Origin of the sequence: Streptomyces sp. NPDC058045 (assembly GCF_042885635.1) — a bacterium.
Lineage (GTDB): Bacteria > Actinomycetota > Actinomycetes > Streptomycetales > Streptomycetaceae > Streptomyces.
On record NZ_JBHVRR010000004.1, the window covers coordinates 50,931 to 72,712 of the forward strand.

Sequence of the window (21,782 nt, forward strand, 5' to 3'; positions counted from 1 at the left end):
TACCAGGAGGCGCGTTATCACAACTCGGGCCTCCGGTGGGCGAATTGCGGGGCAAGTGGGTCCGGGGACTGGCTGGATTCCTCGCCTCGGAGGGCTCTCCGTATCCTGGGATCATGATCAACCAGCCGCCCTACGCGCTGATCGCCACCGATCTGGACGGCACGCTGCTGCGCGCCGACGGCACGGTGTCGGACCGCTCCCGGGCGGCGCTGGACCGGGCGGCCGCGGCGGGTGCCCGGCATATCGTCGCCACCGGCCGGCCGGTTCCCGAGGTGCGGCCGCTGCTGGACGACCTGGGGTATCGGGGGCTCGCGGTGTGCGGGCAGGGCGCGCAGGTGTATGACGCGGGTGCCCGGGCCATGGTCTGCTCGCTCGATCTGGAACTGGAGCTGGCGGAGGTCGCCGTCGGCAAGATCGAGGCGGAGACCGGTGAGCTGGACATCGCCGTCAACCAGAGCGCCGTGGACGGTCTCACCCTGGCCGAGCACGGGTACCGGATGCCGAATCCGATGCTGCCGGCGACCCGGGTCGACCGCCGCGCCGAGCTGTGGGCGGCGCCCGTCAACAAGGTGCTGGTGCGCCATCCGCTGCTCACCGACGACGAGTTGGCGGCGACCGCCCGCCGGATCGTGGGCGATCTGGTGACCGTCACCATGGCGGGCCCGCACATCGTGGAGCTCCAGCCGTACGGGGTGACGAAGGGGAGCGGGCTGGCGGTGGCGGCGGGTTGGCTGGATGTGTCCGCGGCGGAGGTGATCGCGTTCGGGGACATGCCCAACGACATACCGATGTTCCGCTGGGCGGGCCGCGGGGTGGCGATGGCCAACGCGCATCCGGAGCTGAAGGCGGTGGCGGACGAGGTCACCCGCTCCCACGAGGAGGACGGGATCGCGGTGGTCCTTGAGCGGCTGTTCTCCTGAGACGGGCGGGGTCCGGCGGGGCCGCGGTGGCCGGTGGGATGAGCCGATCAGCGCTCCGCGGTGGGCGATCGCGTGCTGTCGTCCCCGCCCGGGGCGGGCGCTCACGGTGATCGAAACACGACCGGATACGCTGACTTGAGTGGTAACAGCGACTCATCGACAAACCGTGGTCGACCTCGTGACCGTCAGCAGACAGGAGCACCCAGTGACCGTCGTCGGGCCGTTCGGGCTGAGCGTGCGGGACCAGGCTCTCGAAGCCGATGTCCAGGCCGGGTTGGCCGCCGTGGAGGAGGGGCTGCTCGACGCCACCAAGAGTGAGGTGCCCTTCATCACCGAGGCCGCCCAGCACCTGATCCGGGCCGGCGGCAAGCGGTTCCGGCCGCTGCTGGTGATGCTCGCCGCCCAGTTCGGCGACCCGCACGCGCCCGGTGTGGTGCCCTCCGCGGTGGTGGTGGAACTGACCCATCTGGCCACCCTCTACCACGACGACGTGATGGACGAGGCCGAGGTGCGCCGCGGGGTGGACAGCGCCAACAACCGCTGGGACAACTCGGTCGCCGTCCTCACCGGCGACTTCCTCTTCGCCCGCGCCTCGCACATCCTCGCCGACCTCGGCCCGGAGGCCGTCCGCATCCAGGCCGAGGCCTTCGAACGCCTGGTCACCGGCCAGATCCTGGAGACCGCGGGACCGCGCGACGGCCGCGACCCGGTCGACCACTACCTCGACGTCCTCGGCGGCAAGACCGGCTCGCTGATCGCCGTCGCCTGCCGGTTCGGCGCCATGATGTCCGGCGCCGACGAGACCGTGGTGGACGTCCTCACCCAGTACGGGGAGCGCCTCGGCGTCGCCTTCCAGCTCGCCGACGACGTCCTCGACATCGCCTCCGAGTCCACCGAGTCCGGGAAGACGCCCGGCACCGATCTGCGCGAGGGCGTCGCCACCCTGCCGGTGCTGCGGCTGCGGGAACGCGCCCAGCGCCTCGGCCTCGCCGAGGACCTCGCCCTGTGCGAGCTGCTCGACTCCGACCTCGGTGACGACGCCCGGCACGCCGAGGTCCTGTCCAGGCTCCGGGCGCACCCCGCGCTCCAGCAGGCCCGCGAGGACACCATCCGCTACGCCGAGGAGTCCCGCGCCACGCTCTCCCCGCTGCCGGCGAACCGGGCGAAGAACGCCCTGGTCGAGTTGTGCGACGCGGTGGTGCACCGCGCGGGCTGACCGCCTCCCGTGCGCCGGGCCGGCCCCTACGCCCGGGGGAGGCGCGGCCGCCCTGCTCTCATACCGCAGCAGTACACGGAGTTGAGTCCGTGGTCTGACGCCTTGTCGGGGCGGATTTGGTCAGATGGGTAGCAGCACTCCTGACCAATACGGGTGAGAATGGCGGCGCGGGAGTGTGTACCGCGGGTACTCGGAAGAGACCGAAGGCCGCCGCCGACCACGGAGGTAGGGCAACAGCATGGCACCGTATGAATCCGGCGACACAGCAACCGGGCCCGCCGGGCCCGAGGACAGTGCGGGGGCGGCCGTGACGCCGGCCCGCCGCAGAGCCGCACGCTACGTGGTCCCGGTCGCGGTCCTGGGGGTGGCGGCGGCGACCATCTCGCTGGTCCCCGCCCTGGCTGACTCCGGTGACCCGGACCTGCCGAAGATCAGCGCCGAGAAGCTCATCGCCAAGATCGCCGCCTCGGACGTCCAGCAGGTGTCCGGCACCGTGAAGATCAGCACCGATCTGGGTCTGCCGGATCTGGGCGGTCTCACCGGCGGGATGCCCGGCGGCGGCTCGTCCCGCGAGGGCGGCGCCTCCGCCGACCCGCAGCAGAAGCTGACCGAACTGGCCTCCGGTACGCACACCTTGAGGGTGGCGGCGGACGGCCCCGACAAGCAGAAGCTGTCCGTCCTGGAGCAGGGCGCCGAGTACAGCGTCATCCACAACGGCACCGACCTCTGGGCGTACGACAGCGCCGCCAATGCCGTCTACCACGCGAAGGGCGAGGCGGCCGGGAAGGACCGCGGGCACCGCGGACACGTCCCGGAGGGCGCCCCGGCCACCCCGGGAGCCATGGCCCGCGAGGTGCTGAAGGCGTCCGCCGACACCACCTCGGTGACCGTGGACGGCACCGCTCAGGTCGCCGGGCGGGACGCCTACCGGCTGGTGGTCAAGCCCAAGGGCGAGGGGTCCACGGTCGGCGCGGCCACCATCGCGGTGGACGCGAAGACGGGCACCCCGCTGAAGTTCACCCTCACCCCGGCCGCCGGCGGCAGCGCGATCGTCGACGCCGGTTACACCAAGGTCGACTTCGGCAAGCCGGCCGCCGGCACCTTCGACTTCCGGCCGCCCAAGGGCGCCGAGGTCACCGAGGGCGGCTCCGCCGACCACAAGGGCCGCCCCGGCCTGCCGGGCGGCCTCGGCGGCCTGGACGGGCTGAGCGGTCTCACCGGCGGCCGCGGAGCGGACGGCGCCCACGGGCGGGACGCGATAAAGGTCATCGGCAAGGGCTGGCAGTCCATCGCCCGGATCACCCTGCCCGCCGGCGCCGGTCTGCCCGTGGACGGCTCCGACCGGATGCCGGCGGAGGCCAAGGGCATGTTGGACGCCCTCGGGGACAAGGCGAGCGGGAAGTTCGGCTCCGGCCGGGTCTTCTCCACCCGCCTGGTCAACGCCCTGATCACCGAGGACGGCAAGGTGTATGTGGGCGCCGTCACCAAGAGCGCACTGGTGAAGGCGGCCGACGCGGGCCACTGAGGGCCGTGGGGAAAGCAGTCGAGCAGGGCCGGGCCGGTCGCAGGGATGCGGCCGGCCCGGCCCGCCTGGGGAGAGGCGGGAGAGCGTATGGGCGGACCGGCCGGCATGGACCGGGGCGGGGACGGCGGCGCGGGCGGCGGCACCGGCCCCGCCCCGGTGATCACCACACACGCCCTCAGCAAACGCTTCCGCGGCGGCCAACTCGCCGTGGACGCACTGGACTTGGCGGTGCCCGCCGGCAGCGTCTTCGGCTTCCTCGGGCCGAACGGCTCCGGTAAGACCACCACCATCCGGATGCTGCTCGGCCTGGTCGAGCCGACCTCCGGCCGGGCCGAGGTCCTCGGCCACCCCATGCCGCGCGCCGCGCGCATCGTACTGCCGCATGTCGGCGCGCTCATCGAGGGCCCCGCCCTCTACGGCTTCCTCTCCGGCCGGGACAATCTGCTCCGCTACGACGCGGCCGACCCCACCGCCGACCCCCGCACCCGCCGCACCCGGGTCGCCGCCGCCCTGGACCGGGTCGGCCTCAGCGCCGCCGCGGGCAAGAAGGCCAAGGCGTACTCGCTGGGCATGAAGCAGCGTCTTGGGCTGGCCTCGGCGCTGCTCCAGCCGCGGAAGCTGCTGGTCCTGGACGAGCCGACCAACGGCCTCGACCCGCAGGGAATGCGTGAGATCCGCGCCCTGGTACGGGAGTTGGCGGAGGAGGGCACCACCGTCTTCCTTTCCTCGCATCTGCTGGACGAGATCGAGCAGGTCTGCACCCACGCCGCGGTGATGGCCCGCGGCCGGCTGCTGGTGCAGGGCCCGGTAGCCGAGTTGTCGGCCGGGGCCCGCGGCCGGCTCGTCGTCACCACACCCGACGCGGCCGACGCGGTCCGGGTACTGAAGGAGCGGGGCGCGGCCGATCCGGTCGTCACCGGGGACACCGTGAGCTGCGATCCGCCGCCCGGCGATCTCGCCGACACCACGGCCGCCCTGGTAACCGCGGGGGTCCGGGTACGGGGCCTGACCATGGCCCGGGTCTCCCTGGAGGACGCGTTCGTGGCCCTGACGGGGGAGGGATTCGATGTCGCAGGCTGAGCCCGAGGTCCGGGCCGCGGGAGCCCCGGCGGCCCTGTCCGGCGGGGGGCGCCGCAGTTGGTCGCTGTCGCTGCTGCGCAGCGAGATCGCCGTCACCTTCCGGCGCTGGCGCACCCTGGCGCTGCTGGGGGTGCTGGCCGGGGTGCCGGTACTGGTGGGGATCGCGGTGAAGATCGAGACCTCCGGCGGTTCGACCGTCGGCGGTGGCGGCGGGCCGGACGGCGGGCAGGGGCCCGCGTTCATCGGCCAGGTCACCAACAACGGCCTGTTCCTGGTGTTCACGGCGCTCGCCGCGACCCTGCCGTTCTTCCTGCCGATGGCGGTGGGCGTGATCGCGGGGGACGCGGTGGCGGGGGAGTCCGGCGCCGGCACGCTCCGATATCTGCTGGTCGCCCCGGCCGGCCGGACCAGGCTGCTCGCCGTCAAGTACGCCACCGTGGGTGTCTTCTGCCTGGCGGCGACGCTGGTGGTGGCGGTCAGTGCCCTGGTGGTGGGGGCGCTGCTGTTCCCGCTGGGCGAGGTCACCACCATCTCCGGCACCCGGATCGGTTTCGGTGACGGGCTGCTGCGGGCCGGGTGCATCGCGGTCGCGGTGGCGGTGTCGCTGCTGGGTCTGGCGGCGCTCGGAGTGTTCGTGTCCACGCTCACCGGCAGCGGTATCGCCGCCATGGCGACCACCGTGGGCCTGCTGATCACGGTGCAGATCCTGGACCAGATCCCCCAACTCCACGCGCTCCAGCCGTACTTCTTCCCGCACTACTGGCTGTCGTTCGCGGACCTGTTGCGCGACCCGGTCTACTGGGACGGCATCCTGCGCAACCTCGGCCTCCAGGCGCTGTATACGGCGGTCTTCGGCGCGGCGGCCTGGGCGCGGTTCACCACCAAGGACATCACCGCCTGAGCCCCGCCCGCCCCGCACCCGCACCGAAGGGCCGGGCGGTGGCGGGGCGGGCGGTGTGCGCCGGGTTCGCGGTGCGGACTACGGCACGGCCTACGGTGCGGCGAGGGTCCAGACGGCGTCGGCGATGGCGTTGGTGTTGCGGCCCAGTGCCGTCTCGTCGATGTTCTCGGTGGTGTCGCAGGACGAGTGGTAGCAGGGGTCGAAGGCCTTGCCCTCGGTGCCGCCCCAGTTCTTCGCCTGCTCTGCGGTCTTGATGTAGTCGGCGCCGCTGAAGAAGCCGCCGACGGGGACGCCCGCGTCCTTGAACGGGGCGTGGTCGGAGCGGCCGTCGCCCTCGGTGTCCGGCTCGGTGGCGATGCCGAGACCGCTGTAGTAGTCGTTGAGCACTTTCTCCAGTGCCGGGTCGTCGTCGTAGACGAAGTAGCCCGGGTTGGGGGAGGCGACCATGTCGAAGTTGAGGTAACCGGTCAGGGTGGAGAGGTCCTCGGAGGAGAGGCTGTCCACATAGTGGCTGGAGCCGATGAGGCCCAGCTCCTCGGCGCCGAACCAGGCGAACCGCAGATGCTTGGCCGGCTCCAGCTTCGCCTTGGACACGGCGAGCGCGGTCTCCAGTACGGCGGCGCTGCCGGACCCGTTGTCGTTGATACCGGGGCCCTCGGTGACGCTGTCCAGATGGGCGCCGGTCATCAGCACCTGGCCCGGGTCGCCGCCGGGCCAGTCCGCGATCAGGTTGTATCCGGTGCTGCCGTCGGCGGTGAACTCCTGGACGCTGGTGGTGAATCCGGCCGCGTCCAGCTTGCCCTTGAGGTAGTCCAGGGAGGCCTGGTAGCCGGGGGTGCCGTGGGCCCGGTTGCCGTCGTTGGCCTCGGCTATGGACTGCAATTCCGCCAGATCGCCCTGGACATCGGCGACCGGTATCTCGGGGGCCTCGGCCGTGGGGGCCGCGGAGTGCGGGGCGGCGCCGGCCACCGTCTGGGTGGCGAGGACGGTGGCCAGTGCGGCGGCCGCGGCGACCGCGGTACGTGCGGAGACGGAGAGACTCATCGTGGGGGGCTCCGGATTCCGTGGGGGGAACTGGGCGGGGCCGATGATGAGTTGGGCGCTGAGACCCGGTCAAGAGCCGATTCCAGTCAGCTTTGTCCGCTATACGGTCGCCTCCGGGATGAGGTCGGACAACGGCGATCATCGCCGAGCGGGCCCCCGTACGGCTGGCTGAGAGTCGCCCCTGTCAGCTCTGGCAGCCGGGGGTCTCCGCGACGGGGGCCGGGGCGCCCGCGGGGGTGAGGCGGTCGGCGGCGCGCTGGGCGCGGAGCCTGCTGCGGCGGGCGTTGCGCAGCGCGTCCCAGGTGAGGATGGAGAGCGCCGCCCACACCAGGGCGAAGCCCGCCAGCCGCTCCACCGGCATCTCCTCGTGGAAGTACCAGACGCCCAGCAGGAACTGGAAGACCGGCGTCAGGTACTGGAGCAGGCCCAGGGTGGAGAGCGGGACGCGGATCGCGGCGGCGCCGAAGCAGATCAGGGGGACGGCGGTCACCAGGCCGGCCGAGGCGAGCAGCGCGGCGTGCCCGGGGCCCTCGGCGGTGAAGGTGCCGGTGCCCCGCGCCCCGAGGAACAGCAGATAGCCCAGCGCGGGCAGGAACTGGATCGCGGTCTCCGCGGCCAGCGACTCCAGGCCGCCCAGGTCCACCTTCTTCTTGGCCAGCCCGTAGGTGGCGAAGGAGAAGGCCAGGCAGAGGGAGATCCACGGCGGCTGTCCATAGCCGATGGTGAGGACGGCGACGGCGGCGGCACCGGTGCCGACGGCGGCCCACTGGGCGGGCCGCAGCCGCTCCTTCAGCAGCAGCACCCCGAGGGCGATGGTGACCAGCGGATTGATGAAGTAGCCGAGCGAAGCCTCCACCACATGGCCGGAGTTGACCGACCAGATGTAGACACCCCAGTTGACGGTGATGGTGGCGGCGGCCACGGTGACCAGGGCGAGGCGGCGCGGGCTGCGCAGCAGTTCCCCGGCCCAGGCCCAGCGCCGCATCACCAGCAGCGCCACGGCCACCACCCCGAGGGACCACACCATCCGGTGGGCCAGGATCTCCACCGCCCCGGCCGAGTCGACCAGCGGCCAGAACAGTGGCACCAGGCCCCACATCCCGTACGCGGCGAAGCCGTTGAGCAGGCCGGTGCGCTGCTCGCTCCTGGTCTTTCCGTCTTGTGCCGCCACGCGCCCGGTCCCTCCTGCTCGCCCGCGCCGCCCGCCGGCCCGGGGCGGCCGCGGCAGCCCGACGAAGGTAGCGCCGCACCCACCCCGCTGTCATGTCCGTATCGCCATACGGTCATGACAGCGGGGCGGGGTGGGAGGCCGGAACGCGGCGGGGCCCGGAACCGCGGGTGCGGTTCCGGGCCCCGGGCGGTAGCGGGTGCCGCTCAGCCGACGACGGTCCAGGTGTCGTTCCCGGCCAGCAGCGCCGACAGGTCGCCCTTGCCCTGCTGCTGCACCGACTCCTCCAACTGGTCCGCCATCAAGGTGTCGTAGACCGGCCGCCGGACATCGCGCAGCACCCCGATCGGGGTGTGGTGCAGGGTGTCCGGGTCGGCCAGGCGGGACAGCGCGAAGGCGGTGGTGGGGGACGCGGTGTGCGCGTCGTGCACCAGGATGTCCGCCTCGTTCCCGGCGGTCACCTCGACCACCTTCAGATCCCCGGTGGCCGCGTCCCGTACGACGCCCTTGGCGCCGTCGGTGCCGAAGCGGATCGGCTGCCCGTGCTCCAGCCGGATCACGGCCTCCTCGGCCTGCTGCTTGTCTTTGAGGACCTCGAAGGCGCCGTCGTTGAAGATGTTGCAGTTCTGGTAGATCTCCACCAGGGCGGTGCCGGGGTGGTCGGCGGCCTGCCGCAGTACCTCGGTGAGGTGCTTGCGGTCCGAGTCCACCGTGCGGGCCACGAACGAGGCCTCCGCGCCCAGCGCCAGCGACACCGGGTTGAACGGGGCGTCCAGCGAGCCCATCGGCGTCGACTTGGTGATCTTGCCGACCTCGGAGGTCGGGCTGTACTGGCCCTTCGTCAGGCCGTAGATCCGGTTGTTGAAGAGCAGGATCTTCAGGTTGACGTTGCGCCGCAGGGCGTGGATCAGATGGTTGCCGCCGATGGACAGCGCGTCGCCGTCACCGGTGACCACCCACACCGACAGATCCCGCCGCGAGCTCGCGAGCCCGGTGGCGATGGCCGGCGCCCGCCCGTGGATGGAGTGCATCCCGTAGGTGTTCATGTAGTACGGGAAGCGGGAGGAGCAGCCGATGCCGGAGACGAAGACGATGTTCTCCTTCGCCAGCCCCAGCTCCGGCATGAAGCCCTGCACCGCGGCGAGGACCGCGTAGTCCCCGCAGCCCGGGCACCAGCGCACCTCCTGGTCCGACTTGAAGTCCTTCATGGACTGCTTGGCCTCGGCCTTGGGGACCAGGTTGAGCGCCTCGAAGGTGCGGGTGGTGTCAGCCATCGATGGCCTCCTTGAGTGCCGCCGCGAGCTGCTCGGCCTTGAAGGGCAGTCCGCGTACCTGGGTGTAGGACTGGGCGTCGACCAGGTACCTGGCGCGGATCAGGGTGGCGAGCTGGCCGAGGTTCATCTCGGGGATGACGACCTTGTCGTAGCGGGCCAGCACCTCGCCGAGGTTGGCGGGGAAGGGGTTGAGGTGGCGCAGATGGGCCTGGGCGATGTGCTCGCCCGCGGCCCGCAGCCGGCGTACCGCGGCGGTGATGGGGCCGTAGGTGGAGCCCCAGCCGAGGACCAGCAGCCGGGTCTCGGCGCTCTCGTCGTCGACCTCGATGTCCGGGACCTCGATGCCGTCCACCTTGGCCTGGCGGGTGCGGACCATGAAGTCGTGGTTGGCCGGGTCGTAGCTGATGTTGCCCGTGCCGTCCTGCTTCTCGATGCCGCCGATGCGGTGCTCCAGGCCGGGGGTGCCGGGGACGGCCCAGGGGCGCGCCAGGGTCTGCGGGTCGCGCTGGTAGGGCCAGAAGACCTCGGTGCCGTCCTCGGTGGTGTGGTTCGGCCCGGTGGCGAACTGCACGCGCAGATCGGGCAGTTCGTCCGCCTCGGGGATACGCCACGGCTCGGACCCGTTGGCCAGGTACCCGTCGGACAGCAGGAAGACGGGCGTGCGGTAGGTGACCGCGATCCGGGCCGCCTCCAGGGCCGCGTCGAAGCAGTCGGCGGGCGTCTTCGGCGCGACCACCGGCACCGGGGCCTCGCCGTTGCGGCCGTACATGGCCTGCAGCAGGTCGGCCTGCTCGGTCTTGGTGGGCAGGCCGGTGGAGGGGCCGCCGCGCTGGATGTCGACCACCAGCAGCGGCAGTTCCAGGGAGACGGCGAGGCCGATGGTCTCCGACTTCAGGGCCACCCCGGGCCCCGAGGTGGTGGTCACCGCGAGGGAGCCGCCGAAGGCCGCGCCGAGCGCCGCCCCGATACCGGCGATCTCGTCCTCCGCCTGGAAGGTCCGCACACCGAAGTTCTTGTGCCGGGACAGCTCGTGCAGGATGTCCGAGGCCGGGGTGATCGGGTACGAGCCGAGGTAGAGCGGCAGATCCGTCTGGACGGAGGCGGCGATCAGCCCGTAGGACAGCGCCAGATTGCCCGAGATGTTGCGGTAGGTGCCGGCCGGGAAGGCCGAGGAGGCGGGGGCCACCTCGTAGGAGACGGCGAAGTCCTCGGTGGTCTCGCCGAAGTTCCAGCCGGCGCGGAAGGCCGCGATGTTGGCGGCGGCGATCTCCGGCCGCTTGCCGAACTTGCTCTGCAGGAACCGCTCGGTGTTCTCGGTGGGCCGGTGGTACATCCAGGACAGCAGGCCCAGCGCGAACATGTTCTTCGAGCGGTCCGCGTCCTTGCGGGACAGGTCGAAGTCCTTCAGCGCCTCCACGGTCAGCGTGCCCAGCGGCACCGGATGCACCTGGTACCCGTCGAGCGAGCCGTCCTCCAGCGGGGAGGCCTGGTAACCCACCTTGGCCAGGGCGCGCTTGGTGAACTCGTCGGTGTTGACGATGATCTCCGCGCCGCGCGGCACATCCACCAGGTTCGCCTTGAGCGCCGCCGGGTTCATCGCCACCAGCACGTTCGGCGCGTCACCCGGGGTGAGGATGTCGTGGTCGGCGAAGTGCAGTTGGAACGAGGAGACGCCGGGCAGGGTGCCTGCGGGCGCCCGGATCTCGGCCGGGAAGTTCGGCAGGGTGGAGAGGTCGTTGCCGAACGACGCGGTCTCCGAGGTGAAGCGGTCGCCCGTCAACTGCATTCCGTCGCCGGAGTCACCCGCGATGCGGATGATCACCCGGTCCAGGCGGCGGATCTCCTTGCCGCCCGGCGCGGCCGGACGCTCCGCCGCCGGCGGGCGCGGCTCACCGGCGACGGTCCCGTCGGCCTGCTCGGCTGGGCTACTGACCTGGCTGGTCACTGAACTGGACCTCCCTGGGGCGGCGGTGCGGGGCGGGCCGGCCGACCCGGTCCCACCCTACGTCGGTAAGGGTCGCCTTCCCCGGGCCGCTCGCATCGTGGACGTGTGCCTGAGACACACGGCGGCGAGGTCGCGCGCGCCCCCTGCCGCGCGGGCCGGCCCTGCTCGGGAAGACGCTCCCGGTGCATCCTCTGGTTCGGGGCTCGCGCCCGGCTCGTTCTCCGAGGGAGAACACCGCCGTCCCGCTCCTTCTTCCGAGCAGGCCCGCGGTGGCGTTCCAGGCGTCGGGAGCCCCGGCTGCCCACCAGTGTGGGTCGATCAGGAGTTCAGGTAGGTAAGGACTGCAAGGACACGCCGGTGATCTCCATCACTCTGGGACAGTCCCAGCTTCAGGAAGATGTTGCTGACGTGCTTCTCCACCGCACCGTCACTCACCACCAGGGCGCGGGCGATCGCCGAATTGGTCCTGCCCTCCGCCATCAGCCCCAGCACCTCGCGCTCCCGCGGCGTCAGCCCCGCCAGCACATCCTGCTTGCGGCTGCGCCCCAGGAGCTGGGCCACCACCTCCGGGTCCAGCGCGGTACCGCCCTCGGCGACCCGCACCACCGCGTCCACGAACTCCCGGACGTCCGCCACCCGGTCCTTCAGCAGATACCCCACTCCCCGGCTGGACCCGGCCAGCAGCTCCGTGGCGTACTGCTCCTCCACGTACTGCGAGAGCACCAGCACCCCGAGGTCCGGGTGGACGCGGCGCAACTGGACGGCGGCGCGCACCCCTTCGTCGGTGTGGGTCGGCGGCATCCGCACATCCGCCACCACCACGTCCGGCAGCGCGCCCTGCGCCGCCAGTTCGGTGATGGTCTTCACCAGCGCCTCCCCGTCTCCGACACCCGCCACGACCTCATGGCCCCGGTCGGTCAGCAGCCGAGTCAGGCCCTCCCTGAGCAGCACCGAGTCCTCGGCGATGACCACCCGCACAAAACCCTCCAGCTTCCTCGGCCCCCGACGGGGCCGTCCCCCACCCGGATCCGTCTGGCCGGGCCGCGACAACTCCAGCATCCCAGGAACCGGGTCGCCCCGGGCGCGGGCCGCAAGGAATCGGACGGCGGGCACGGCCGCACCCCGGCCGGGGCGGCCGGGGTGACGACACTGCTGTGCGGTCAACGGTCAACGGCGCCAGGGCAGTTCGGCGGTGACCCGGGTGGGGCCGGCCGGCGGGGAGTCCACCACCAGGACGCCGTCCACCGCGTCCAGCCGCTCCGCCAGACCCGCGAGCCCCGAGCCGGCGACCGGATCGGCGCCGCCGGTGCCGTTGTCCATGACCTGGAGGATCAGCCGGTGCTCCACCTTCCACACATCGACCGTGGCCCGGCTGGCGCCGGAGTGCTTGCTGACGTTCTGCAGCAGCTCCGAGACGACGAAGTAGGCGATGCCCTCGATGGCGGGGGCGGGGCGGGCCGGTAGATCCACCTCGACCCGCACCGGCACCGTGCAGCGGGAGGCCAGCGAGGAGAGCGCGGCGTCCAGTCCGCGGTCGGTGAGGACCGCGGGGTGGATACCGCGGGCCAGGTCCCGCAGTTCCTGGAGTGCCGTCTTCACCTCGCCGTGCGCCTCGTCCACCATCCGGGCCGCCGCCTCCGGGTCCTCCTGGAGCTTCTCCCGGGCCAGACCCAGATCCATGGCCAGGCTCACCAGGCGGGCCTGCGCCCCGTCGTGCAGATCCCGCTCGATCCGCCGCAGATCCGCCGCGGCCGTGTCCACCACCGCACCCCGGTCCGACTCCAGCTCCACCACCCGGCTGCCCAGTCGCGAGGGCCCCAGCAGCCCCTGCACCAGCAGCCGGTCCACCGAGGTCAGCGCCCGTACGATCCACGGCGTCGCCAGCGTCACCAGCAGCCCCAGCAGTGCCGTCACGGTGATCTCGAACGGGTTGTCCAGATAGATCTGGTGGGTCTCGTCGCCGTACAACTGGAGCCCGCCGACGCCCACATAGGCCGGGAAGACCCACTGCCACAGCGGGTACGTCAGCATCGCCCAGCCGTACGACCAGAAGGACACCGCCACCACGAAGGCGAACACCGCCCACGGGAAGTGCAGCAGCCCGTACAGCGCGTGCCGCCAGGAGGCGCCGCTCTTCAGCAGGGCGCCCATCCACGACATCGGCCCCGGCTTCGCCGCCCGGACCGGTTCCGGAGCCGCCACGTCCAGGTGGAGCAGGGCCCGCGCCCGGGTCCGCTCCAGCGAGCCGAAGCCCCGGCAGGCCGCCAGCGCCGCCGCCAGCACCGGCACCCCGAGGAAGGTCACCAGCAGACCCGCGCCCGCCGACAGCATCGCCACGGTGAAGCCGAACATCGCGGTGCTCAGCGGCAGGCTCAGCAGCAGATAGCCCAACTCCCGCCAGGTACGCGCCTCGAAGGGCGCGCGCAGCCCGGTCGGCAGCCGGTGCCGCCCGGCCGGGCTGCCCGCCCCGGCGCCGCTGTACCCGGGGCGGCCCGGCCGCCCGTGTCCCTGCCCGTACTCCGTGGTCATCGGTGCCGTCCCGTCCGCTGAAGAAGTCTCCTGCCGCGCCCGCCCCGTCCGGGACCGCCCGCGTCCTACCTCAAGACTGCTGGCCGGACGCGGCCCGGACCATGGAGTACGTCGGCGTCTCGGTGCGGGGGTTTTCCCTACCCCCGGGCGGCGGGGGAGGGGCGGACGCCCGCCGGGTCGACGGCCCGGTCCCGCCAGGGCAGTTCGGCGGTGACGGTGGTGGGGCCGCCGGCCGGTGAGTCCACCACGAACAGGCCGTCCACCGCGCCCAGCCGGTCCGCGAGCCCCGCCATCCCGCTGCCGCCGTCGAGGGACGCGCCGCCCACCCCGTCGTCCCGCACCTGGATCAGCAGCCGGTCCCGGGAGCGCCACACCTCCACCGAGGCGGACCGCGCCCGGCTGTGCTTGCTGACGTTCTGCAGCAGCTCCGAGACGGTGAAGTAGGCGATGCCCTCGATGGCCTCGGCCGGGCGAGCCGGCAGCTCCGCCACCACCTGTACCGGCACCGTGCAGCGGGCGGCCAGCGAGGACAGTGCCGCGTCCAGTCCGCGGTCGGTGAGGACCGCCGGGTGGATACCGCGGGCCAGGTCCCGCAGTTCCTGGAGCGCCAGCTTCACCTCGCCGTGCGCCTCCGCCACCATGGACGCCGCCGCGTCCGGGTCCTCCAGCAGCTTCTCCTTGGCCAGACCGAGGCCCATCGCCAGATTCACCAGCCGGGCCTGCGCCCCGTCGTGCAGATCCCGCTCGATCCGCCGCAGATCCGCCGCGGCCGCGTCCACCACCACCCCGCGGTCCGACTCCAGCTCCGCGATCCGCCGCTCCAACTCGTCCGACGGCGACAGCAGCCCCCGCACCATCGCCCGGTCCGCGTTGGTCAACACCCTTGAGACGAACGGCAGTACGGGCCACAGCACGAACAGCGACACCAGCGTCACCGCGAACGTCGCCACCCCCCACGGCAGCCGGATCAGGCCGAACAGCGCGGCACGCCAGCCCACCGGGTCCCTCAGCCGCGTCCACACCCGCCCCAGCGCGGTGTCCCCGTGCGAGGGCAGCGGGCTCGGCTCCTCGATCCGCAGGCCCAGCAGCGCACGGGCCCGCGCCCGCTCCGCCTTCCCCAGCAGCCGCGCCCCCGCCAGCACCAGCGCCAGCAGCGGCAGCCCCACCACCGTCACCGAGAGCCCGGCACCGACGGAGACACCCGTCACCACATAGACGAAGCCGGCGATCGCCATCGGCAGGCTGGCCAGCAGATAGGAGATCTCCCGCCAGGTCTGCCCGCCGAAGGCGAAGCGGGGCGGTTCGAGCCGGTCGGCGCCGGGTGGCTCATCGTGCCAAGTGGGTGCGGTCATACCCGCCAGCGTGCCCGCCGCACCGCGCCCGCGCCATGAGGTCGGCCTCCCGAAGCCCTGGGGGATAACCCCACCCGGGCCGCGCCCACCACCCGGCGGGACCGCCGGCGTCCACCACGGGCACCGGATGCTGAGACGGGCTGCTTACCGTTTCTTTAGCAGGCCCTAGACTCCGGTGCGTACAGATCGACGATCGAGGCGCCCGCGGCCACGTCCCCACGTGCCCCGGGTCGCGAGTCAGGGAGCGAGGGGCCGACGTGCCGGAACCGACCGCGGTCGCCGGGGCGACCGTGCTCGCGGCGGACCACACGGACTACTTCAGGTCCTACTCCGTCGTCGGGCTGCTCGCCGTGGTGGGCGTCCTCTTCGTCGCCGTCGCCTTCGGCGCCGGACGGCTGCTGCGGCCCGTCGCGCCGACCCCCGAGAAACTCCTCACCTACGAGTGCGGCGTCGACCCGGTCGGCGAGGGCTGGGCCCACACCCAGGTCCGCTACTACGTCTACGCCTTCCTCTATGTGATCTTCGCCGTGGACTCGATCTTCCTCTTCCCCTGGGCCACGGTCTTCGCCGCACCCGGCTTCGGCGCCACCACCCTGGTCGAGATGTTCGTCTTCCTCGGGTTCCTCACCGTCGGCCTCCTCTACGCCTGGAAGAAGGGCGTCCTGACATGGACGTGAACCCCACCGCCGACCGCGCCCCGGTGGACCTCCCCGACCCGGCCGCGCCCCCCGTCGCGGGCGCCGGGGACCGCCTCGGCATCCTCGGCCGCCTCGCCCCCCAGCCCATGAAGGTCGTCCTCAACTGGGGCCGCCGCTACAGCCTCTGGGTCTTCAACTTCGGACTCGCCTGCTGCGCCATCGAGTTCATCGCCGCCTCCATGGCGCGCCACGACTTCATCCGGCTCGGCGTGATCCCCTTCGCGCCCGGCCCCCGCCAGGCCGACCTGATGGTGGTCTCCGGCACCGTCACCGACAAGATGGCCCCCGCCATCCGCCGCCTCTACGAGCAGATGCCCGAGCCCAAGTACGTCATCTCCTTCGGCGCCTGCTCCAACTGCGGCGGCCCGTACTGGGATTCGTACTCCGTCACCAAGGGCGTCGACCAGGTCGTCCCCGTCGATGTGTATGTACCGGGCTGCCCGCCGCGGCCCGAGGCGCTGCTCCAGGGCATCCTCACCCTCCAGGAGAAGATCGCCCGCGAGTCCCTCGCCGACCGCTACGGCCGCTCCGCCCGGCCGTCCGCCGCGGCCCTCCAGAGCCCGCTGGTGAAACCGCCCGCGCCGGGCTCCGCGCCGGGGGAGGGGGAGCGGTGACCGGCTGGCTGACCGCACCCGTCGAGGAGCTGTTCGGCGCGGACGCCACGGCCGAGGAGTCCTACGGGCTGCTCACCGTGGACGTACCGCCCGGCGCCTGGCTCACCGCGCTCACCACCGCCCGCACCGGACTCGGCTGCACCTACTTCGACTGGCTGAGCGCCGTCGACGAGCCCGGCACCGGCTTCCGGGTCTGCGCCCACCTGGTCGCCCTCCACCCGGTACGGCGGCTGCTGCTGCGGACCACGGTGCCGCACGAGGCGCCCGTACTGCCGTCCGCGGTCGGTGTGTACGCGGGCGCCGCCTGGCATGAGCGCGAGACCCACGAGATGTTCGGCGTCGGCTTCGAGGACCACCCGCACCTGGAGCCGCTGCTGCTGCCGGACGGCTTCGAAGGCCACCCGCTGCGCAAGGACTTCGTGCTCGCCGCCCGCGTCGTCAAGGCCTGGCCGGGCGCGAAGGAGCCCGGCGAGTCCGAGCACGGCGGCCCCAAGCGGCGCCAGATGCTCCCCCCGGGCGTACCCGACCCGAACGAGTGGGGCCCTCTCAAGGGCACCCTGCCCCCGGCTCCGTCCCGTCCTGCCCGTGGCGCGGGCCGGGCGGCGGGAGCCGGCGGCGGCACGGGCGAGCGGCCCGCGCGGCGCACCCGCACCTCCGCGGAGGGCTCGGCCGCCCAGCGCGCCAACGGGCCGGAGCCGGCGGGCAGTTCGGAGGGCGGGGGCGACTCGTCCGGTACGGCCGGCTCCGGTACGGCGGCCGCGCGGCCGAGGCGGTCCCGGAGCGCGTCCGGTGGTTCCGCCTCCCAACGGTCCGAGGGCGCCCCGGCCCCCGAGCCCGGTGCCCCGAAGCCCGAGAGCGGCGACGCCCCCTGGCACCACGCCCGCCCCGCCTTCGACGAACAACCGGCCCCGCCCGAGGGCGAACCGGCCCCCGGCACGGAGGAGTCCGGCAAGGACGAGTCCCCAGGAGGCAGTGAGTGAGCGGCACGCTCGACGTCGTACTGCGGCTGCTGGTCGTGTTCGCCGCCTTCCTGGTGCTGCCCCTGGTGGTGGGGCAGACCGAGCACAAGGTGATGGCTCATATGCAGGGCCGGCTCGGCCCCATGTACGCGGGCGGTTTCCACGGCTGGGCCCAACTCGTCGCGGACGGCGTGAAGTTCGCGCAGAAGGAGGACGTGGTCCCGGCCGACGCCGACCGCCGCGTCTTCCAGTTGGCGCCCGCCGTCGCCCTCATCCCCTACGTCCTGGTGCTGCTCGTCGTGCCGATCGGCCCCGGCGAGGGCGCGGTGGGGCAGGTGGTCGACGCCGGGATCTTCTTCGTGCTGGCCGTGATGGGCGTCGGCGTCCTCGGCTCGCTGATGGCGGGCTGGGCCTCGGCCAACAAGTTCTCCCTCCTCGGCGGCCTGCGCACCGCCGCCCAACTCCTCTCCTACGAGCTGCCGATGCTGCTGGCCGCCGCCTCCGTGGCGATGGCCGCCGGCACCGTCTCGCTGCCCGGCATCCTCGACGCCTTCCACTGGTGGTGGCTGCCCTGGCAGATCATCGGCGCCCTCGTCTTCTTCACCGCGGGGCTCGCCGAGCTGCAACGCCCGCCGTTCGACATGCCGGTGGCCGACTCGGAGATCATCTTCGGCGCGTACACCGAGTACACCGGGCTGCGCTTCGCGCTCTTCCTGCTCGCCGAGTACGCGGGCATCGTCGTCCTCTCCGGTCTGACCACGGTCCTCTTCCTCGGCGGCTGGCACGGGCCGTGGGGTGCGGACGGGCTCGGCTGGGTGTGGACGCTGCTGAAGACCGCAGTGCTCGCCTTCGTGGTGATCTGGCTCCGGGTGACCTATCCCCGGCTGCGCGAGGACCAGTTGCAGCGCCTGTCCTGGACGGTCCTCGTACCGCTCGCCCTCGCCCAGATCGCCCTCACCGGCGTCGTCAAGGTGGTGATCCAGTAATGGCCCCCGGATCCGGCTTCCCCGGCAGCGGCCTGGCCAAGGGGCTCGCCGTCACCCTGCGCACCATGACGCGGAAGACCGTCACCGCGCAGTACCCGGACACGCTCCCCGAACTCCCGCCGCGCAGCCGCGGGGTGATCGCGCTGTTCGACGAGAACTGCACGGTCTGCATGTTGTGCGCCCGCGAGTGCCCCGACTGGTGCATCTACATCGACTCCCACAAAGAGACGGTCCCCCCGGCCGCCCCCGGCGGCCGCGAACGCAGCCGCAACGTCCTGGACCGCTTCGCCATCGACTTCGCGCTCTGCATGTACTGCGGCATCTGCATCGAGGTCTGCCCCTTCGACGCGCTCTTCTGGTCCCCCGAGTTCGAGTACGCGGAGACCGACATCCGGGACCTCACCCATGAGCGGGACAAACTGCGGGAGTGGATGTGGACGGTGCCGCCGCCGCCCGCACTCGACGCCGCCGCCGAGGAGCCCAAGGAACTCGCCGCCGCCCGCAAGACCGCCGACAAGCTCGCCGCGGCCGAGGCGGCGGAAGCGCCCGAACCGGGCGACCGGGGCGGGGAGGGAGCGGAGTGATCGTCGCCGCGCAGACCCACGGCCTCCAGACCCACGGCTTCCTGTCCCCGACCGGCGTGGAGGTCACCTTCGTCCTCGTCGGCCTGGCCACCCTCGCCGCCGCCGTCGTCACCGTCACCACCCGCCAACTGGTGCACGCCGCCCTCTGGCTGGTGGTGGCACTCGGCGGCGTCGCCGTCGAATACCTGCTGCTCACCGCCGAGTTCATCGCCTGGGTGCAGGTCCTCATCTACGTCGGCTCGGTCGTCGTCCTGCTGCTGTTCGGGCTGATGCTGACCCGGGCGCCCATCGGCCGCTCCCCGGACGCCGACTCCGAGCACCGCTGGGCCGCCGTCACCGTCGCCGGGGCCGCGGCCACCGCCCTGGTGTGGGTGGTGGTGGACGCCTTCCGGGCCACCTGGATCGACCTGGAGGGGCCGGTCGCCGGGTCCACCGCGGTCACCGGAGCCAGCCTGTTCCGGCACTGGGTGCTGCCCTTCGAGGCGCTCTCCGTACTGCTGCTCGCCGCGCTCGTCGGCGCGATCGTCCTCTCCCGCCGCACCCCGGCCCCGGACGCGGACACCGAGGGACGCGACGGCCCGCCCGCCGCCGCACCGAAGGAGCCGCGCTGATGCACCTCGCCTACCCCGCCGTGCTCTCCGTCCTCCTCTTCAGCGTCGGCGTCTACGGAGTGCTGGCCCGCCGCAACGCGATCCTGGTGCTGATGTCCGTCGAGCTGATGCTCAACGCCGTCAACCTCAACCTGGTCGCCTTCGACGTATGGCTGCGCGACCGCCTCCACTCCGGCCAGGCCCTCACGCTGTTCACCATCGCCATCGCCGCCGCCGAGATCGGTATCGGCCTGGCCATCGTGCTGATGGTCCACCGCGGCCGCGGCACCTCCGACGTGGACCGGCTCCGCGACACCGCCGAGCACGGCCCCGGCACCGGCGCCACCGACGACGACACCGAAGCCCCCTCCCCGGCGGGGCAGACAGAGGCCGCCGCGTGACCACCACCACCCTCGCCGTACTCGTCCCGCTGCTGCCCGCCCTCGGCGCCCTCGCCGGACTGCTGCTCGGCCGCGCCGCCCCCGGCTTCGCCCGCCCCGTCGCCCTGCTGCCCACCCTGCTCTCCGCCGTACTCGCGGTACTCCTCGCGGCGCGGCAGGGCGGCGGGCCCGCCATCGACGCCGCCACCCGCCTCACCCCCACCGGCTCCGTCCCCATCGACCTGGCCCTGCACATCGACGGCTTCGCCGCCCTGGTCGCCGTCCTCGTCACCGTCGTCGCAAGCTGCGTCCAGCTCTACTCCACCGGCTATCTGCGCGAGGACCCCCGCTACTCCTCGTACGCCGCGCTGGTCTCCCTCTTCACCGCCGCGATGCTGCTCGTCGTCTACACCGGCGATCTGATGGTGCTGCTCGTCGGCTGGGAGATCATGGGCATCTGCTCGTACTTCCTCGTCGGGCACTACTGGGAGACGCCCGAGGCGCGCGCCGCCTCACTGAAGGCGTTCCTCGTCACCAAGCTCGGCGATGTCCCCTTCCTGATCGGGCTGTTCACGCTCGCCGGGGACACCGGGTCGTTCCGCATCACCCGCATCCTCGGCTCCGTCGCCACCGGCGGGCTGGACCACCCGACGCTGATCGCGCTGCTGCTGCTCGCGGGCGTCGCCGGGAAGTCGGCGCAGTTCCCGCTGCACACCTGGCTGCCCGACGCGATGGCCGGCCCCACCCCGGTCTCCGCCCTCATCCACGCCGCGACCATGGTCGCCGCCGGTGTCTACTTCATCGCCCGGCTCCTCCCCGTCTTCACCGCCTCCGCCGCCGCCCTGGTCGTCCTCGCCGTGCTCGCCGCCGTCACCATGACCGGCTCCGCGCTCGCCGCACTCGCCCAGGACGACATCAAGCGCGTCCTCGCCTACTCGACCATCGGCCAACTCGGCTATATGACGGGCGCCTTGGCCGTCGGCGACCGCGGCGCCGCCGTCTTCCACCTCCTCGCCCACGGCGCGTTCAAGGCCCTGCTCTTCCTCGCCGCCGGCGTCGTCATCCACGCCGCCGGCACCAACTCGCTGGCCGCCATGTCCCGGATGAGGAACCTCCGCGACCGCGTCCCCGACGCCTACTGGACGATGACCGTGGCCCTGCTCGCGCTCGCCGCGATCCCGCCGTTCAGCGGCTTCTTCTCCAAAGAGGCCGTCCTGGGCGCCGCCGAGCACACCGCCACCGGCGGCCAGCACGGCATCCCGGGCGCGGTCGGCTGGATCGTGCTCGTCGCCGGCCTCGTCACCGCCCTCCTCACCGCCGCCTACGCCACCCGCCTCTGGCTGCTCGCCTTCCGCGGCAGCGGCATCGAGGCCCCCGACCACGGCCGGCAGCCGGTGACGATGACCGCCGTCCTCTGGCTCCTCGCCGTCCCCTCCCTCGCCTTCGGACTCACCGTGCGCACCCTGCCCGACTGGTTCGACGGCAACGCGCTCACCCCGACCCTCACCACCTCCGTCCTCGGTACCGGCGTCGCCCTCGTCGGCGGCCTCGTCACCTACGGCGCCTGGCGGCACACCACGGCGCTCACCGCCCGGGTCCCGCTCGGCGCCGTCGCCGCCCACCCCGACGCGGACGCCTCCCACGTCGAGATCGAGGCACTGGTCAGCCACACCCCGGCCTACGGCGACCCGGCCTCCGCGCCCGACCCGGCCGACCCCGGCCGGCTGCTGCTCGGCCCGCTGCACCGGCACGCCGCCGCCGGCTTCCACCTGGACGCCCTCTACACCACCGCCTTCGTCCGCCCCGTACTGGCCGCCGCCTCCCTCGTCCGCTTCCTGGACCGCGAGGTCATCGAGACCTATGTACGCGGCGCGGGCGCCGTCCCCCGCGGGCTCGGCACGGCCGCCCGTCGTGCCCAGACCGGCAATGTGCAGACCTATCTCGGCGCGCTGCTCGCCGGGACCGTCGTACTGGCCGTCGCCGTAGTCCTCGTCGCCACCGCCGGAGCGTGAGCAGC

Annotated in this window: 20 protein-coding genes; 13 read left to right on the forward strand and 7 right to left on the reverse strand. The window is 72.6% G+C overall.

Features of this window, described 5'->3' with window-relative positions; all coding sequences use genetic code 11:
* The first annotated feature begins 113 nt into the window (after positions 1-113).
* From ACFVST_RS04120 to ACFVST_RS04140, 5 genes are all read left to right on the forward strand, one after another.
* Positions 114-920 (forward strand): HAD family hydrolase, encoded by an 807-nt coding sequence (locus ACFVST_RS04120; RefSeq protein WP_390146677.1) that lies wholly within the window; start codon positions 114-116, stop codon positions 918-920.
* A gap of 205 nt (positions 921-1,125) precedes the next feature.
* Positions 1,126-2,136 (forward strand): polyprenyl synthetase family protein, encoded by a 1,011-nt coding sequence (locus ACFVST_RS04125; protein WP_390146679.1) that lies wholly within the window; start codon positions 1,126-1,128, stop codon positions 2,134-2,136.
* A 238-nt stretch (positions 2,137-2,374) separates the two neighbouring features.
* Positions 2,375-3,661 carry an outer membrane lipoprotein carrier protein LolA gene (locus tag ACFVST_RS04130; RefSeq protein ID WP_390146680.1) on the forward strand — a complete coding sequence of 429 codons (1,287 nt, stop codon included), beginning with the start codon at positions 2,375-2,377 and terminating at the stop codon, positions 3,659-3,661.
* Between the two features lie 105 nt (positions 3,662-3,766).
* A complete protein-coding gene (locus tag ACFVST_RS04135; RefSeq protein ID WP_390146941.1) occupies positions 3,767-4,741 on the forward strand; it encodes an ABC transporter ATP-binding protein in 975 nt (324 codons plus the stop codon).
* Positions 4,728-5,642, forward strand: coding sequence for an ABC transporter permease (locus ACFVST_RS04140; protein ID WP_390146682.1), 915 nt, complete (start codon positions 4,728-4,730; stop codon positions 5,640-5,642). Before ACFVST_RS04135 ends, ACFVST_RS04140 begins: the two co-directional genes overlap by 14 nt.
* A 90-nt stretch (positions 5,643-5,732) precedes the next feature.
* Here the strand turns inward: ACFVST_RS04140 and ACFVST_RS04145 are convergent, their stop codons facing one another.
* The 7 genes from ACFVST_RS04145 to ACFVST_RS04175 form a co-directional block, all read right to left on the reverse strand.
* The gene (locus ACFVST_RS04145; RefSeq protein WP_390146684.1) at positions 5,733-6,686 is read right to left on the reverse strand and encodes a M28 family metallopeptidase; all 954 of its coding nucleotides are present in this window, start codon (positions 6,684-6,686) and stop codon (positions 5,733-5,735) included.
* Positions 6,687-6,870: 184 nt separating this feature from the next.
* Complete coding sequence (rarD, locus tag ACFVST_RS04150) at positions 6,871-7,857, reverse strand: EamA family transporter RarD (protein WP_390146685.1); 987 nt, start codon at positions 7,855-7,857, stop codon at positions 6,871-6,873.
* Between the two features lie 203 nt (positions 7,858-8,060).
* A complete protein-coding gene (locus ACFVST_RS04155; protein ID WP_390146687.1) occupies positions 8,061-9,128 on the reverse strand; it encodes a 2-oxoacid:ferredoxin oxidoreductase subunit beta in 1,068 nt (355 codons plus the stop codon).
* On the reverse strand, positions 9,121-11,073 hold the full coding sequence (locus tag ACFVST_RS04160) for a 2-oxoacid:acceptor oxidoreductase subunit alpha (RefSeq protein WP_390146688.1): 1,953 nt from the start codon (positions 11,071-11,073) through the stop codon (positions 9,121-9,123). Before ACFVST_RS04160 ends, ACFVST_RS04155 begins: the two co-directional genes overlap by 8 nt.
* Positions 11,074-11,391: 318 nt before the next feature.
* Complete coding sequence (locus tag ACFVST_RS04165; protein ID WP_390146689.1) at positions 11,392-12,051, reverse strand: response regulator; 660 nt, start codon at positions 12,049-12,051, stop codon at positions 11,392-11,394.
* 189 nt (positions 12,052-12,240) lie between these two features.
* Positions 12,241-13,602 carry a sensor histidine kinase gene (locus ACFVST_RS04170; RefSeq protein WP_390146690.1) on the reverse strand — a complete coding sequence of 454 codons (1,362 nt, stop codon included), beginning with the start codon at positions 13,600-13,602 and terminating at the stop codon, positions 12,241-12,243.
* A gap of 137 nt (positions 13,603-13,739) precedes the next feature.
* Positions 13,740-14,954 carry a sensor histidine kinase gene (locus ACFVST_RS04175; protein WP_390146692.1) on the reverse strand — a complete coding sequence of 405 codons (1,215 nt, stop codon included), beginning with the start codon at positions 14,952-14,954 and terminating at the stop codon, positions 13,740-13,742.
* 257 nt (positions 14,955-15,211) lie between these two features.
* Here ACFVST_RS04175 and ACFVST_RS04180 point away from each other — a divergent pair, with 257 nt between their 5' ends.
* From ACFVST_RS04180 to ACFVST_RS04215, 8 genes are read left to right on the forward strand one after another with little or no spacing between them, the layout of a single operon-like run.
* Complete coding sequence (locus ACFVST_RS04180; protein WP_390146693.1) at positions 15,212-15,631, forward strand: NADH-quinone oxidoreductase subunit A; 420 nt, start codon at positions 15,212-15,214, stop codon at positions 15,629-15,631.
* Positions 15,622-16,266 carry an NADH-quinone oxidoreductase subunit B gene (locus ACFVST_RS04185; RefSeq protein ID WP_390146695.1) on the forward strand — a complete coding sequence of 215 codons (645 nt, stop codon included), beginning with the start codon at positions 15,622-15,624 and terminating at the stop codon, positions 16,264-16,266. Before ACFVST_RS04180 ends, ACFVST_RS04185 begins: the two co-directional genes overlap by 10 nt.
* Positions 16,263-17,246, forward strand: a complete 984-nt coding sequence (locus tag ACFVST_RS04190) for an NADH-quinone oxidoreductase subunit C (RefSeq protein ID WP_390146697.1) — start codon at positions 16,263-16,265, stop codon at positions 17,244-17,246. Before ACFVST_RS04185 ends, ACFVST_RS04190 begins: the two co-directional genes overlap by 4 nt.
* Positions 17,243-18,211 carry an NADH-quinone oxidoreductase subunit H gene (locus tag ACFVST_RS04195; protein ID WP_390146699.1) on the forward strand — a complete coding sequence of 323 codons (969 nt, stop codon included), beginning with the start codon at positions 17,243-17,245 and terminating at the stop codon, positions 18,209-18,211. The genes ACFVST_RS04190 and ACFVST_RS04195 overlap by 4 nt, the downstream gene beginning before the upstream one ends.
* A complete protein-coding gene (locus ACFVST_RS04200) occupies positions 18,211-18,795 on the forward strand; it encodes a NuoI/complex I 23 kDa subunit family protein (protein ID WP_390146701.1) in 585 nt (194 codons plus the stop codon). The genes ACFVST_RS04195 and ACFVST_RS04200 overlap by 1 nt, the downstream gene beginning before the upstream one ends.
* Entirely contained in the window at positions 18,792-19,406 is a 615-nt protein-coding gene (locus ACFVST_RS04205) for an NADH-quinone oxidoreductase subunit J (RefSeq protein WP_390146703.1), read from the forward strand. Before ACFVST_RS04200 ends, ACFVST_RS04205 begins: the two co-directional genes overlap by 4 nt.
* Positions 19,406-19,786 (forward strand): NADH-quinone oxidoreductase subunit NuoK, encoded by a 381-nt coding sequence (nuoK, locus tag ACFVST_RS04210; protein ID WP_390146705.1) that lies wholly within the window; start codon positions 19,406-19,408, stop codon positions 19,784-19,786. The genes ACFVST_RS04205 and nuoK overlap by 1 nt, the downstream gene beginning before the upstream one ends.
* The gene (locus ACFVST_RS04215; protein WP_390146707.1) at positions 19,783-21,777 is read left to right on the forward strand and encodes an NADH-quinone oxidoreductase subunit L; all 1,995 of its coding nucleotides are present in this window, start codon (positions 19,783-19,785) and stop codon (positions 21,775-21,777) included. The genes nuoK and ACFVST_RS04215 overlap by 4 nt, the downstream gene beginning before the upstream one ends.
* Positions 21,778-21,782 lie beyond the last annotated feature (5 nt).

Coding starts and splice junctions, on each gene's coding strand:
- ACFVST_RS04120 (WP_390146677.1), top strand. CDS start 114: ATGATCAACCAGCCGCCCTACGCGCTGATCGCCACCGATCTGGACGGC.
- ACFVST_RS04130 (WP_390146680.1), top strand. CDS start 2,375: ATGGCACCGTATGAATCCGGCGACACAGCAACCGGGCCCGCCGGGCCC.
- ACFVST_RS04135 (WP_390146941.1), top strand. CDS start 3,767: ATGGACCGGGGCGGGGACGGCGGCGCGGGCGGCGGCACCGGCCCCGCC.
- ACFVST_RS04140 (WP_390146682.1), top strand. CDS start 4,728: ATGTCGCAGGCTGAGCCCGAGGTCCGGGCCGCGGGAGCCCCGGCGGCC.
- ACFVST_RS04145 (WP_390146684.1), bottom strand. CDS start 6,686: ATGAGTCTCTCCGTCTCCGCACGTACCGCGGTCGCCGCGGCCGCCGCA.
- ACFVST_RS04155 (WP_390146687.1), bottom strand. CDS start 9,128: ATGGCTGACACCACCCGCACCTTCGAGGCGCTCAACCTGGTCCCCAAG.
- ACFVST_RS04170 (WP_390146690.1), bottom strand. CDS start 13,602: ATGACCACGGAGTACGGGCAGGGACACGGGCGGCCGGGCCGCCCCGGG.
- ACFVST_RS04175 (WP_390146692.1), bottom strand. CDS start 14,954: ATGACCGCACCCACTTGGCACGATGAGCCACCCGGCGCCGACCGGCTC.
- ACFVST_RS04185 (WP_390146695.1), top strand. CDS start 15,622: ATGGACGTGAACCCCACCGCCGACCGCGCCCCGGTGGACCTCCCCGAC.
- ACFVST_RS04200 (WP_390146701.1), top strand. CDS start 18,211: ATGGCCCCCGGATCCGGCTTCCCCGGCAGCGGCCTGGCCAAGGGGCTC.
- nuoK (WP_390146705.1), top strand. CDS start 19,406: ATGCACCTCGCCTACCCCGCCGTGCTCTCCGTCCTCCTCTTCAGCGTC.